Annotated in this window: 12 protein-coding genes; 10 read left to right on the top strand and 2 right to left on the bottom strand. The window is 63.4% G+C overall.

Going from position 1 to position 12264, the window contains the following annotated elements:
• Nucleotides 1-22: 22 nt before the first annotated feature.
• From LFT44_RS19095 to LFT44_RS19050, 10 genes are all read left to right on the top strand, one after another.
• Nucleotides 23-1195 carry an MFS transporter gene (locus tag LFT44_RS19095; RefSeq protein WP_236800068.1) on the top strand — a complete coding sequence of 391 codons (1173 nt, stop codon included), beginning with the start codon at nt 23-25 and terminating at the stop codon, nt 1193-1195.
• Between the two features lie 64 nt (nt 1196-1259).
• Nucleotides 1260-2126: an aldo/keto reductase gene (locus LFT44_RS19090; RefSeq protein ID WP_236800065.1), complete on the top strand. Its 867-nt coding sequence runs from the start codon at nt 1260-1262 to the stop codon at nt 2124-2126.
• Between the two features lie 119 nt (nt 2127-2245).
• Nucleotides 2246-3700, top strand: coding sequence for an aromatic ring-hydroxylating dioxygenase subunit alpha (locus LFT44_RS19085; RefSeq protein ID WP_236800062.1), 1455 nt, complete (start codon nt 2246-2248; stop codon nt 3698-3700).
• Nucleotides 3701-3702: 2 nt separating this feature from the next.
• The gene (locus tag LFT44_RS19080; protein WP_236800061.1) at nt 3703-4299 is read left to right on the top strand and encodes a 3-phenylpropionate/cinnamic acid dioxygenase subunit beta; all 597 of its coding nucleotides are present in this window, start codon (nt 3703-3705) and stop codon (nt 4297-4299) included.
• Entirely contained in the window at nt 4296-4601 is a 306-nt protein-coding gene (locus LFT44_RS19075) for a hypothetical protein (protein ID WP_236800059.1), read from the top strand. The genes LFT44_RS19080 and LFT44_RS19075 overlap by 4 nt, the downstream gene beginning before the upstream one ends.
• A 43-nt stretch (nt 4602-4644) precedes the next feature.
• The gene (locus tag LFT44_RS19070) at nt 4645-4842 is read left to right on the top strand and encodes a ferredoxin (protein WP_236800057.1); all 198 of its coding nucleotides are present in this window, start codon (nt 4645-4647) and stop codon (nt 4840-4842) included.
• Nucleotides 4839-6071: an NAD(P)/FAD-dependent oxidoreductase gene (locus LFT44_RS19065; protein WP_236800056.1), complete on the top strand. Its 1233-nt coding sequence runs from the start codon at nt 4839-4841 to the stop codon at nt 6069-6071. The genes LFT44_RS19070 and LFT44_RS19065 overlap by 4 nt, the downstream gene beginning before the upstream one ends.
• Nucleotides 6068-6820, top strand: coding sequence for a class II aldolase/adducin family protein (locus tag LFT44_RS19060; protein WP_236800054.1), 753 nt, complete (start codon nt 6068-6070; stop codon nt 6818-6820). The genes LFT44_RS19065 and LFT44_RS19060 overlap by 4 nt, the downstream gene beginning before the upstream one ends.
• A 56-nt stretch (nt 6821-6876) precedes the next feature.
• Entirely contained in the window at nt 6877-7668 is a 792-nt protein-coding gene (locus LFT44_RS19055) for an IclR family transcriptional regulator (protein WP_236800051.1), read from the top strand.
• A gap of 831 nt (nt 7669-8499) precedes the next feature.
• The gene (locus LFT44_RS19050) at nt 8500-9408 is read left to right on the top strand and encodes a polysaccharide deacetylase family protein (RefSeq protein WP_236800049.1); all 909 of its coding nucleotides are present in this window, start codon (nt 8500-8502) and stop codon (nt 9406-9408) included.
• A gap of 172 nt (nt 9409-9580) precedes the next feature.
• Here LFT44_RS19050 and LFT44_RS19045 read toward each other — a convergent pair whose 3' ends face one another.
• The gene (locus LFT44_RS19045) at nt 9581-10015 is read right to left on the bottom strand and encodes an ATP-binding protein (protein ID WP_236800048.1); all 435 of its coding nucleotides are present in this window, start codon (nt 10013-10015) and stop codon (nt 9581-9583) included.
• 272 nt (nt 10016-10287) lie between these two features.
• Nucleotides 10288-12207, bottom strand: a complete 1920-nt coding sequence (locus LFT44_RS19040; RefSeq protein WP_236800047.1) for a helix-turn-helix domain-containing protein — start codon at nt 12205-12207, stop codon at nt 10288-10290.
• Nucleotides 12208-12264 lie beyond the last annotated feature (57 nt).

The following is a 12264-nucleotide window of genomic DNA, read 5'->3' as shown; positions in this document are numbered from 1 at the left end:
GCCGCCGGCCGGGCGCCATGTGATGCCCGGGGAGCCGCGCGCCCGGGGCAAGTGGTCTCCCTCGGCAGGCACCGACAGGGCGCTGAATGCGGTCGCGAACGTTTTATTCTCCTTCGCGCTCGGTACGTTGTCGGTTGTGGTCCCGTTGGTCGCCGTCCGCGCAGGCTACAGTCCCAGCCAGGTCGGCCTGCTGGTGGCGGTAGCCGCCGTCGCGCAGATAGCGACCCGCCTATGCATGGGGGCGCTCATGCGCACCTTCCCAGACAAGTGGTTCCTCATCGCGGCCGCACTGCTGATCACGGAATCATGTGCCCTGTTGGCTTCCTCGGACGCTCTCTGGGTCCTCTCCCTAGCCCAGCTGGTCCAAGGCACGTCGCGAGCCTTGTTCTGGACCAGCAGCCAAACCCACGCCGTCAGAACTTCGTCCTCCGCGGTGGCGGCACTGCGGGACGTGAACCTGGCGGCTGCAATCGGTGCCCTGACCGGGCCTGCCGCGGCCGGATACCTCTGGGAGACCTCTGTCCAGCTGCCGATGCTGGCTGGGGCCGCCGCTGGGGCCCTGGCCGTATGTCCGCTGTTGCTCATCATCAAATTCCCCCCATTTGAGGGGACGAAATCCGCGCCCGACGGCGGGAAGCATCTGTGGCGGCGGCCGGGGGTTGACGCGGCCTGCTGGATGAACGGGGCGGCGGGGGCGTGGAAGAGCCTGCTGGACTCCTACGTGCCGGTGGTGCTGTCCCTCGCGGGCCAGTCTGCCATTACCACCGGCGTCCTGATGTCCACAGCCAACACCATGGTGCTGTGCGGCAGCGCGGCCAGCGGCTGGGTCCGGCGGAAGGGAATCAGGGCCTCCCTCATGACCGGGGTGCTCGCGGCTGGTCTGGGCCTGGCAGCTGCGGGACCGGTCGCGGGCTGGACAGCCATCGCGGCTGCCGCCCTGGCGCTCTCGGGCGTAGGTGCCGGCATACTGCAGACGGTAGGCCCGGCCATCGCTGCAGAGGCCGTCCATCCGGAAGAGCGCGGTGACGCCCTGGCCGTCACGGGCACCTTCCGGGCCTCGGCGCTCTTCCTCGCGCCCATCGGCATGGCCGGCCTGGTCACCATCGTTCCCGTGGCAGGGGCTCTGCTCGCGGCCGGCCTCCTGATCTCCGCCCCGGCCGCGGCAACCTGGCTGCCTGGGCGGCGGGGCCTGTGACAGCACCCGGGCCCCGTCGTCGTGCCTGTTTCCTACCCGAATCCACACTCAAGGAGGGCATCCCATGACCTATGACAACCCTATAACCACCGACGCAGCCGCACTCCCCAGGCTGGACCTTCAGCACGGACACACAATTCCCCGGATCGGGCTGGGAACCTGGCCCCTGGTGGGGGACGAATGCGAAGCCGCCGTCCGCTATGCCGTCCAGGCCGGCTACCGGCTTCTCGACACGGCCTTCCAATACCGGAATGAGGCAGCGGTGGGCAGAGGCGTGCGGACTTCGGGTATTCCCCGGGAGGAGTTGTTTATCGCCAGCAAGTTCAACAAGGAGTCCCACAGCATCGACGGCGTGCAGCGGGCCTACGACGACAGCCTGCGGCGGCTTGGCGTGGACTACCTGGACATGTTCATGTGCCACTGGCCCAATCCGGGCTGGGGACAGTATGTCGAAGCGTGGAAGGGCCTGGTCAAGCTGCTCGAAGAGGGCCGCGTCAAGGCCATCGGAGTCTCCAACTTCAAGCCCGGGCATCTGGCAAGGATCATCGAGGCAACTGGTGTGGTTCCGGATGTCAACCAGATCCAACTCAGCGTGGACCTGGCACGCCTTGAGCCACGCGCCGTGCACCGGGAGTTGGAAATTGTCACCGAAGCGTGGAGCCCCATCGGGCGCAATTCCGGGCTGCGCGAGAACCCGACCGTGGTCGGGATTGCGGAACGGCTGGGGAAAAGCCCGGCCCAGGTCCTTCTGCGCTGGCACGTGCAGCAGGACCTGGTGCCTGTTCCGCAGGCTGCCGCTCCGGAGTGGCTCAAGGAAAACATTTCGGTGTTCGATTTCGAGCTCAGAGCCGCCGACATGGAGGCGCTGGCCGCCTTGGACCGGGGAGAAGCGGCGGCCCGCGATTCGGATTCACCGGAAAACGGTCACTAATCGGACCCCTCCCACCCGCGCCCCGGCAAAGGGGTTGACGCAGCTCACAATTTCCGACATTCTCTTATCTAAAGAAATAGTCTCTGCTGTGCAGAGAAAAACTTCCAAGGAGAACAGCTATGACAGACCAGAGTGTGGTCCTGCAGGATGTGCGGCAAGGGATGATCCCGGCCCATATCTACAACGACAAGGAAATCTTCGACCTCGAGAAAGAGCGGCTCTTTAGCCGCAGCTGGCTGTTCGTCGCGCATGAGTCTGAGGTGCCGGAAACCGGCGACTATGTTGTCCGGCGGGTGCTCGAAGATTCCTTCATCATTTCCCGGGACGAAATGGGCGAAATCCGCGCCCTGTTCAACATGTGCCTGCACCGGGGCATGCAGGTGTGCCGGGCGGAGATGGGCAACGCGTCGCACTTCCGCTGCCCCTACCACGGCTGGTCTTACCGCAATGACGGACGCATCGTGGGGCTGCCGTTCCACCAGGAGGCCTTCGGCGGCGAAGAGGGCTTCCGGAAGAAGGGCCAGACCCTGCTGCCGGCGCCTTCGCTGGGAATTTACAACGGCCTGATCTTTATCAGCATGGATCCGGATGCGCAACCGCTAGAGGACTTCCTCGGCGACTTCAAGTTCTACCTGGACTACTACACGAAGCAGAGCACGGATGGAATTGAACTGCGCGGCCCCCAGCGATGGCGGATCAAGGCCAACTGGAAAATCGGCGCCGAAAACTTCGCAGGCGACATGTACCACACGCCCCAGACCCACACCTCTGTGGTGGAGATCGGCCTGTTCCGCGAGCCCAAGGCGGAAAAGCGCAAGGACGGCACCACCTACTGGGCGGGCAACGGCGGCGGCACCACCTACAAGCTCCCCGAAGGCAGCCTGGAGGACAGGCTGCGCTACGTGGGTTACCCGGACGACATGATTGAACGGATGAAGGAGCAGTGGAGCCAGCAGCAGCTGGATGTCATCGGCAAGGACGGTTTCATGATTTCCGCCGCCTCCCTTTTCCCCAACATGAGCTTCGTGCACAACTGGCCCCGCGTGGAGGAAGACTCAGACGAAGTCCTTCCCTTTATCTCCATCCGCCAGTGGCAGCCCATCAGCGAAAACGAAACCGAAGTGCTGTCCTGGTTCGCCGTGGATAAAAACGCCTCCGAAGAGTACAAGGCGCTTTCCTACAAGGCATACCTGATGTGCTTCGGCAGCGGCGGCATGTTCGAGCAGGACGACGTCGAAAACTGGGTGTCCCTGACCAATACCGCGGCCGGATCCATGGCACGGCGGCTGCTGCTCAACGGCCGCATGGGCCTGCTGGAAAACGGCGGGAACGTCGTCGAACCGCTGACCCCTGAACAGTACTCCGGCCCCGGATCCACCCGGGTGGGGTACAGCGAATACAACCAGCGCGAGCTGCTGCTGCGCTGGGCGGACCACCTCGAACGCCCGGCCCGGGCCGCGGCCCAGCTGCACGTCGGGGTTGATCCGGTGTCAGCCGCACCCGCGGCCTGTGCAACTGAAACCGCCCCGCACACCGCAGCAGCTGTGCCCGCGATGATGTCCCAGGAGGCCTAGGAATGACTGCCACTAAAGTCAACGGCATGACCCTTTCGGAACAATCGGTACTCGGAGCGCACGCCCCGCGCACGCAGCGGACCGGGCACAGCCTTCCCTTCAACGACGAACTGCACCTGGAGGCGCACCGCTGGCTGGTGGACGAGGCCTATTTGCTCGACGCGCAGGATTACGACGAGTGGCTGGCACGGATCGCCGACGACGTGCACTACCTCATGCCCGTACGCGTCACCACCGCCCTCGGTGCCGGCTACTCGACCTCACCCGGCATGGCGCACCTCGACGAGAACAAGTACTCGCTCAGCCGCCGGGTGGCACGTTTCGCCACCGAGCACGCCTGGACCGAGGATCCGCCGTCAAGATTGCGGCACTACGTCACGAACGTCCGCACCTTCCGCACGGACAAGGCGGACGAAATCGTCGCCGAATCGGCGGTGCTGCTCTTCCGGAGCCGGGGCGATGTCGGCGAGGCCGCCACGGTGTCCGCAGGCCGGGAGGACCTCCTGCGCCGCACCGGAACCGGCTGGGAACTGGCCCGCCGCACCATCATGCTGGACGAGTCCGTCATCCGGATGCAGAACCTGGCGATCTTCCTTTGAAACTCGGGTGGGAAGGTGAAGAAGAGGACCGTCTCGCAGCCATCCGGGCAGCAGAGGAACGCACCCGGCTCGAAGCCAGTGCCGTGGGGACTCCCATCGTGATCGCCAACGAATTCTCCGAGGTCCAGGTGACCCGCGTCGAGACCCGGAACGGGTCCCGGCTAATGATCACTTCGCCCCGTTCCGGCCAGTGGGTCACGCTGTGTCCGCTGGAACTCGAAGCCCTAACCTGGCAGGCCCCGGCCACCTTTTCGGCAATGATCGGAAACCCGTTCGGGCCCCTGATCACCGAAGACCAGTAACCAGGACCCACAAACAGCATCAAACCAAGCGAAGGAGCCGACCATGCCTGTCGTGAAAGCCGACCTGCAGGCCTGTCAGGGCTATGCCAACTGCGTTGTTGGAGCCACTGACTATTTCGATCTCGACGACGACGGAATCGTCGTTGTCCTGCGCACAGAGGTACCCGAAACCGACCGGCTGCGGGTTACTGAAGCTGCGCGCAGCTGCCCCGTTACCGCCCTCGTGGTGGAGGACGCATGAGTGACGCCACCGTCATCGTCGGGTCATCCATCGGGGGCGTCCGGACCGCCCAGTCACTGCGGCTGGAGGGTTACACCGGGGACATCGTCCTCGTGGGGGAGGAAACGGAACTTCCCTACGACAAGCCGCCTCTGTCCAAGGCGGTGCTGGCCGGCACGGCGGAGGAATCCTCCATCCGGCTGCTGACCGGGGGCGACGCCGATGCGGCCAGGATCCGGCTCCTGCTCGGGCACCGGGCCATCGGCGTCGACATCGCCGGAAGGACGCTCGAACTGGAAGGCCACGAGCCGGTAGGCTTCGACAACCTCGTCATCGCCACCGGAGCCTCGGCCCGGCCTTCGCCCTGGGGACAGCGGCCCGGAATCCATGTGCTCCGCACGCTCGAGGACGCCCGCAGGCTCCGCGCGGACCTGCTATCTGGAGGCCACCTTGCGGTTATCGGCGCGGGCTTCATCGGCGCCGAGGCCGCGGCCACCGCACGGTCCCTGGGCCTGGATGTTACGGTGATCGACCCGCTGCCCGTCCCCATGAGCCGGATCTTCAATCCCGAGATCGGCCAGTGGTTCGGGGATCTGCACCGCAGCAACGGGGTCCGGACCATCTTCGGCACCGGTGTGGAGTCGCTTGAAGGTGAGCAGGGGTCCTTCGTCCTCCGCTTGACCAACGGGGAACGCCTTAATGCCTCCGTGGTGCTGGTTGGCATCGGTGCTGTCCCCAATGACGCGTGGCTCGCTTCCTCAGGGCTGCTGGTGGACAACGGGGTGGTCCTGGACGAATTCTGCCGGGCCGTGGATGCGCCCGCCGTTTACGCCGTGGGCGACGTGGCCCGCTGGCGCCACCTCACCCACGGCGAAGACACCAGGATCGAACACTGGACAAACGCCGTCGAGCAGGCATCCTGCGTTGCGCACAACATCACCCACCCCGGCGCGCCGCGGGCCTATACGCCCACGGAATATGTCTGGAGCGACCAGCATGACTGGAAGATCCAGGTGGTGGGGCGTGTGGGCGGCGGCGCCAGCCACACCGTTATCGGGCACCCAGAGGCCCACGGCAGGTTCGCCGCCCTCTATACCGCAGACGGAACCAGCCTTCGCGGCGCGGCCATCGTCAACTGGCCCAAGGCACTCGTGGCCTGCCGCCGGGGCATGGCAACGGGCATCACGGTGCAGGAGCTGCGGGACAAGCTTGAATCCCAGCTCGACCCGCAACCAGTGGTTGCTTCATGAGCACGGACCGTCCGGCTTTCGCCGATGCCGGGCAGGCGCAGCGCGAATCCATTGCGCTGGCCTGCCGGGTCCTGGCCAACCGCGGCCTTGCGGACGGCATTCTCGGCCACATCAGCCTGAGGATCTCGGAAACAGAGCTCCTGGTCAGGTGCCGCGGTCCGCAGGAACGCGGCCTGGCCTACACCGCGGCCAGCGACATCCACCTGGTGGACCTTGATGGCAACCCGGCAGGAGCGGGGGAGCTCGACGGCGGATACAGCGTTCCCAACGAACTTCCGCTGCACACCGAGGTACTCCGGCGGCGCCCGGACATCCGGGCGGTGGTCCACGCCCACCCGTCGAGGACCGTCGCTGCAGATCTGGCAGGACTTGCGGTGCGGCCCATCGTCGGAGCCTACGACATCCCCGGAACCCGGCTGGCAGCCGGCGGCGTCCCCGTATATCCGCGCGGGGTGCTGGTCAGGAACAGGCAGTTGGCCGCCGAAATGTTAGAGGCCATGGGGGATAGGCCCGTAGTCGTTCTGCGCGGACACGGCATCACCAGTGCTGCTGCAACAGTGGAACAGGCGGTGCTGCAGGCTATAAGTATTGACGGTCTTGCCGCACTGGCGCTGCAGGTGTCTGCCGCGGGCGGCGAACTGATGGACCTGCCGGAAGCCGACATGGCCGAATTGCCCGACCTGGGCGGCTCCTTCAACACCGGCACAGCCTGGCGGCACGAACTCGCAAGGCTAGGTTCCGGCGTGTGAGGGCAGACAACCAGGCCCCTCCGGAGGCAGGTTTTCGGCTGGGTAGGATTAGGCCCATGCAACCAACAGACGTGGAGGGCCCATCCAAATACGGACCTCCTCCGCAGTACCGCATCGAGTCCGTCGACAATGCACTGCGCCTGCTGCTGTTGTTTGAAACCCAGCCGAGCATCAGACTCACCGATGCGAGCCATTTCCTGGGCGTGGCGTCCTCGACCGCCCACCGTCTGCTGGGAATGCTCCAGTACCGCGGCTTCGTCCGGCAGAACCCGTCCACCAAGGCCTACGAGCCGGGCCAGGCCCTGAGCTCCATTGCCGTCGCAATTCGGCGGCAGGTGGACATCAGGACGTTGGTCCATCCCGTACTGGAACGGCTTTTCGAATCGACGGGGGAGACGGTTCACTTCGGCAAGCTGGAGGGGACGAGCACCCACTTCATCGACGCCATCGAAAGCGCCAGGGCGGTACGCGTTGCCTCCCGGCAAGGCCTGACACTGCCAGCGAACTGCACTGCCACCGGCAAGGCCATGCTGAGCCGCCTCAGCAATGAGCAGCTGCGGAAGCTTTACCCCCAGGAAGAACTGCCAGGCCTGACCAAAGGCTCCATCACGACCCGGACCGAACTGGAGCGCGCCTTGGAGATCATCCGGAAGACCGGTTACGCCACGAGCCAGGAAGAAAGCGAAGACGGCGTGACCTCGGCAGCTGCCGCTGTCGTGAGCCCAAGCGGCGGCTGCTTCGGGATCAACGTGTCGGTTCCGGCCCACAGAATGACCGACCAACTCCGGATCGAACTCGGCACCAAGCTCCAAGAAGCCGCCGCAGAGATCGAGGGCCTGCTCGTCTAGCCTCGCACCAATCTAGTGCCCCCGAGGACACAGGGAGAGCGAAGCGAAATGTCCCCAGATAATGAATGTCCTTCCGGACCGTTGATCCTGATTGCTCGGCGGGCTGAGGCGGTGTGCTGCCAGGGTATACGACACGCCAGGCAGCGTTAAAGGCCAGTGCTAACCGGGTTTGCCGTCCCCGTTGGGATGTAATGCGGGGTGGAACGCCCCCGGGCCCAGGCAGGCGAGGTCCGCGAAGGAGAGCATAACGGTCTCCCCCGCGCGTTCCAAACGCCCGTGATGCTCGTCAATAGCCGTTCGAGTACGGAATTGGGAGGTCGGCGTAGGTTGCGCCATTGCCCACACCTCCGTAGCGTGGACTCGCCCTCCCGTACGCGCATCCGACTGTCTCAGACGCCGGCGGTGTGCTTCAAAGCGGCTTGACCTGATGCTGCCAAAACCCTCAGCGAAGTGTCAGCATGCACCGCTCAAATGGATCACCAGGTGCTCGTAAAACGTGCCGGACGCCGCCCTGGCAGAGTCAACGCCGCACACGATCTCCTGGCGCTGGCCCATGGGGAGGGGCGCACAGGGTCTCTATCTCTCTGTTACTCAACCAACCAGCCCGGCAAGTCCCGGACCCGTATCCCGGATATGCGATCACCGCTAGGGTCTCTAGCCAACCAACAGTGCAGGGTCGTCTGTGACTTGTTTATATCGTCGCCGAAGAACCCCGTCCCCGAGGGCCAAGAAAAAAGCCGAGAGCTATAGACATGGGGCCACGCAGGGTGAAGGATGAAGCCACTCTACAGAAGTGGCTTCTGTCCTCAAGAATCGGAAGAAGGATATCGGATGGATAATCACCTTTACGACTACAGCGCAATTGTTGATCGACCGGCTCTTCAATGGCCCGATGGTAAGCGCGTCGCTTTCTACGTGGGTCTGAACATCGAGCACTACCAGGTTGACAAGCCGTCCACCAGCATCTTCGGCGGGACGGCCGGCCTGCAGCCCGATCCGCTCAATTACGGCTGGCGTGACTATGGCCTCCGTGTTGGAATCTGGCGCATGATTGCAGCGCTCGATAGGCACGGAATTCGCGCCAGCGCAATTATCAACTCCGATGTGTGCAGCCGATACCCGCAAGTCATTAAAGCCGGGATTGAGCGGGGCTGGGCGTGGGTGGCGCACGGGCAGGACAACTCCACCTTCCAATCTGGGATGTCACGAGAAGAAGAGACTGCTTACCTCAAGAACGTAGTTTCAACCATCGAGGCGCATACAGGCTGCAAGCCACAGGGGTGGCTGGGCCCTGCCCTGACGGAGACCAGCAACACCCCCGAAGTCCTCGCAAAGCTTGGATTGAACTATGTGCTCGACTGGTGCTCAGACGACCAGCCCTTTGACCTCAACGTGGATGGCATGATGAGCGTTCCCTATTCGATTGAAGTCAATGACGTGACCCTCTTTTCCGGCAGGAACCTCCGGGGAAAGGACTTTTTGCAGGTCGTAAAAGATCAGTACGAACAGCTAAGCAAGGATGCCGCCGACAGCGGCCGGGTCATGGCTCTCTGCCTGCACCCCTTTATCATTAATCAGCCGTTCCGGCACAAGTATCTCGAAATGGCACTGGAGTTCATAACAGCTCAGCCGGATGCGTGGATCACGACGAGTGATGACATTGCCGCACACTACAGGGCTGCGAACCCCCGGCTGCTTCCCGCCGAATCAACAGCACAGGGCTCGGGTTCTGTCGTCTAACAAGCATTGGTTTGGCCTGCTGCGACTGCGGCAGCTGCCAAGGTGCATCCCGTTCCGTCTCGCCGCGACACGGCCCACGAGGACACCGTCAATTAAAAAGGGCGTCAAGGACAACGGGTCGGAGACAAGGGATGGCATCGCCGCCATCGTTCCAGTCGAAACCTCGAGATCGCTAGACGTGCCGCCCCGGACGCTCCGTCTGGGGCGGCCTACGACTTTCTACCTGCCGCTCGGGCGGCAGTTGCGTCGCTATCGTGAAGCCGGCCACGCCCAGGGCGGTAATTCGGCGGCCGGCAGGGCCGGGGCCAAGTTCCTCCAGATGACGCCGCATCGTCTCGCCGATCCGAACGAGGAAGCCGGGCGTGGCTGTTTCAGCGATGACGATCCAGCCTTGCTGGCGGGCTTTTTCTTGGGCCGCGCTGAGCAGCGCTGTCTTGCCGATGCCGCGGGCGCCGGAGATGATGGTCAACAATCCTGGTGCGCCCGAACCGAGCCTAAGGCCGTACTCGAACTCGTCGAGCATTCCCTGGCGTCCGATGAGTTCCGGGGGAGTGGCCCCCGCCGTGCGGCGGAAGGGATTGGGCAGCGGGGGCATCTGTGAGTACACCAATTGCAACCCGGGGCGGGCATCCGAGAACGAGTGGGAGCTCCGTCCGTTGGCCGTGTCCTCCCTTGTCAGGCGGTTATGACGCCAGGTCGGGGTGTAGTCGTATCCGAGGAAGACGAGTTTGTTCACCGCCTGGGCCGTTCGCTCTCCGCCCCAGGGGCAAGATCGACCCCCTAAAATTTGAGGTGTCATTGTGGGGAGTAGGGGCCTATGGTTGTGCTATCAAAAGCTCCTCGTATTGGCCCGACGAATGCGGCCATTGCCGCATGCTGTCACAGTGCGGATGGATTGCCGCTGGTTTTCAGGTGCCAGATCCTGAGGGCGAGGTGGTTGTCGAGTTGACGGGTGGGGTGGAGCCAGTCTTCTCCAATCAGCAGAGAGATGCGTTCCAGGCGTTGCTTGACGGTGTTGCGGTGAACAAAAAGGTTTTCCGCGGTGCGGGCGTAGTTGCGGCTTGTCTCTAGAAACGTCCAGGCCGTACGGGTCAGATCGGTGTTGTGTTTTGCATCGTGGTCTATGAGGGGCTGGATCTGTGAGTAGAGGCTTTCGTGGTCCCCGTTGGAGTGGACCGCTCCAAGTAGCAGCCCTAAGTGTCCGAGGTGGTTTCCGTCCAGGAGTTCTCCGTGTCGTTCGAGAACTATGAGGCTGGTGAGGGCGAGTTCGGCTTGGCGGTGTGCTTTTTTGATGCCGGCGAGACCGTTGGTTGTGCCCGCGTGTCCGGCGGTGGTGGGGATGCTTGATTCTTTTAGCTTTGTCATGACAGCTTCGATGATGTTTTTACTTCCAGCGGCCAGTACGTACGTGCGCGACCGGCGACGGGCGATGAGGGCTGTCGCGGTCCCGAGCCCCTCACGAATGGTTTTTTCCACTCTGGCGTAGTCGGCGCCTGCGGAATCGAAGACAGCCAGGGTCATTTCGCCGGTCGGGGGGACACCGAAGCGCGCGGCTCTTTGCTGGATGAGGTCTAAAGGAACATCCCGGTCGGAGAGAAGATCGTCGAGGACTTCGAACTGGAGCCGTTGGGCGGAGTCCTGTGTTGCTTGAGTGAAAAGCCGCAGAACCGTCAGGAAAACGGCCAACCGTTCGGCCACCACACGTTGGGTTCCGGTCAGCGGCCCACGGATCGCCAGCGTGGCCAGGTGCGTAGGGCCGGCGTGGGCTGTTGCCAGAACAACGTCTTCCCGAGTTGTTGCGAAGATTTGCGGGCGCCCGGTAGCCAGGGCCCGATTCAGGCTTGATGTGAACGCCGCCTGGTAGTCCTTCGCTGTTAGCAGGGAACTAAGCGGAGCCGTAACCGGATGCAGAGACTCCCTTGATTCTTCGTGGAGAACTCCGTTTGCTGCATCCAGTATCAGGATGTCCGTGCCAAGAATCTGCCGGGAAAGGGCGGCGAAGCCTTCCAGGCCCCTTCCGTGGACCAAGACTTCGATGAACCGCTCGTCAAGGTCGACAAGTCCCTGAAGGACGCCCATCTCTTCCTGCCTGGTGCGGTTTTCGTTTCCCAGACGTTGAAGTGCCGAAGTAGCCTCGGTAAAGCTCTGCGCGTTGTCGATCGCGACGGCGGCGTGCTTGCCAATCGTATCCACTAGATCAACAAGCTCCGGAGGGTACGTGCGCGGCCTCCTGTCAGCGATCAGAAGCGCGCCGATGACTTTGCCGTAGAGATACAGCGGAACACCAAGTATCGCCCGCACCCCCTCCTTGCTGACAATGCTGTCAATGTCGGGCAGGTGCGAGAGGGCATCATCGGTGAGGTAATCCACGGTCTGAAAGGGCGAGAGACCCGCCGCGGCTTTGCCCAGTACGCCAGTTCCGATCGGCATTCGGATGGTCCGGTAATCCTCGGTGGCGACCCCATCGGATTTTCTGATGTACGTCTCGTTTCTGGCGTAATCGTTGAGGCTGATGTACGCCATATCGCTCCCGGCCAAGATGCGCGTGCGTTTGACGATTGCCAGCAATACAGCCTCGACGTCCCTGATGCCCGTCAGGTCGGTAGCGGTCTCATGGAGGGCCCTGAGAAGGTCCTCGCGTTGACGCTGCTGGCGCAACAGTGCGTTAACGCTGCGCGCGGCGCCGGCGGTCCGAGCTGTAATTTCATGGCGGCCGAGTGCTTCGTCCAAGGCCTTGGACAACTCATCGTCGCTGATTCCGGCCTCGATGCGTTCCAGCCACAAACCTGCGGTTTCCATGTCCGCCTCCCTCACGTTCAAGTCAAAGTATCCCAGAAGAGTGCACAACGCCCTGCG

The sequence above is a fragment of the Arthrobacter sp. FW306-05-C genome, from assembly GCF_021801725.1.
In the GTDB taxonomy this organism is placed as follows: Bacteria; Actinomycetota; Actinomycetes; order Actinomycetales; family Micrococcaceae; genus Arthrobacter.
The sequence above is the reverse complement of the archived record's forward strand: the minus strand, read 5'-3'. Positions and strand labels throughout refer to the sequence as shown.

Coding starts and splice junctions, on each gene's coding strand:
- LFT44_RS19095 (WP_236800068.1), top strand. CDS start 23: ATGCCCGGGGAGCCGCGCGCCCGGGGCAAGTGGTCTCCCTCGGCAGGC.
- LFT44_RS19090 (WP_236800065.1), top strand. CDS start 1,260: ATGACCTATGACAACCCTATAACCACCGACGCAGCCGCACTCCCCAGG.
- LFT44_RS19085 (WP_236800062.1), top strand. CDS start 2,246: ATGACAGACCAGAGTGTGGTCCTGCAGGATGTGCGGCAAGGGATGATC.
- LFT44_RS19080 (WP_236800061.1), top strand. CDS start 3,703: ATGACTGCCACTAAAGTCAACGGCATGACCCTTTCGGAACAATCGGTA.
- LFT44_RS19070 (WP_236800057.1), top strand. CDS start 4,645: ATGCCTGTCGTGAAAGCCGACCTGCAGGCCTGTCAGGGCTATGCCAAC.
- LFT44_RS19065 (WP_236800056.1), top strand. CDS start 4,839: ATGAGTGACGCCACCGTCATCGTCGGGTCATCCATCGGGGGCGTCCGG.
- LFT44_RS19060 (WP_236800054.1), top strand. CDS start 6,068: ATGAGCACGGACCGTCCGGCTTTCGCCGATGCCGGGCAGGCGCAGCGC.
- LFT44_RS19055 (WP_236800051.1), top strand. CDS start 6,877: ATGCAACCAACAGACGTGGAGGGCCCATCCAAATACGGACCTCCTCCG.
- LFT44_RS19050 (WP_236800049.1), top strand. CDS start 8,500: ATGGATAATCACCTTTACGACTACAGCGCAATTGTTGATCGACCGGCT.
- LFT44_RS19040 (WP_236800047.1), bottom strand. CDS start 12,207: ATGGAAACCGCAGGTTTGTGGCTGGAACGCATCGAGGCCGGAATCAGC.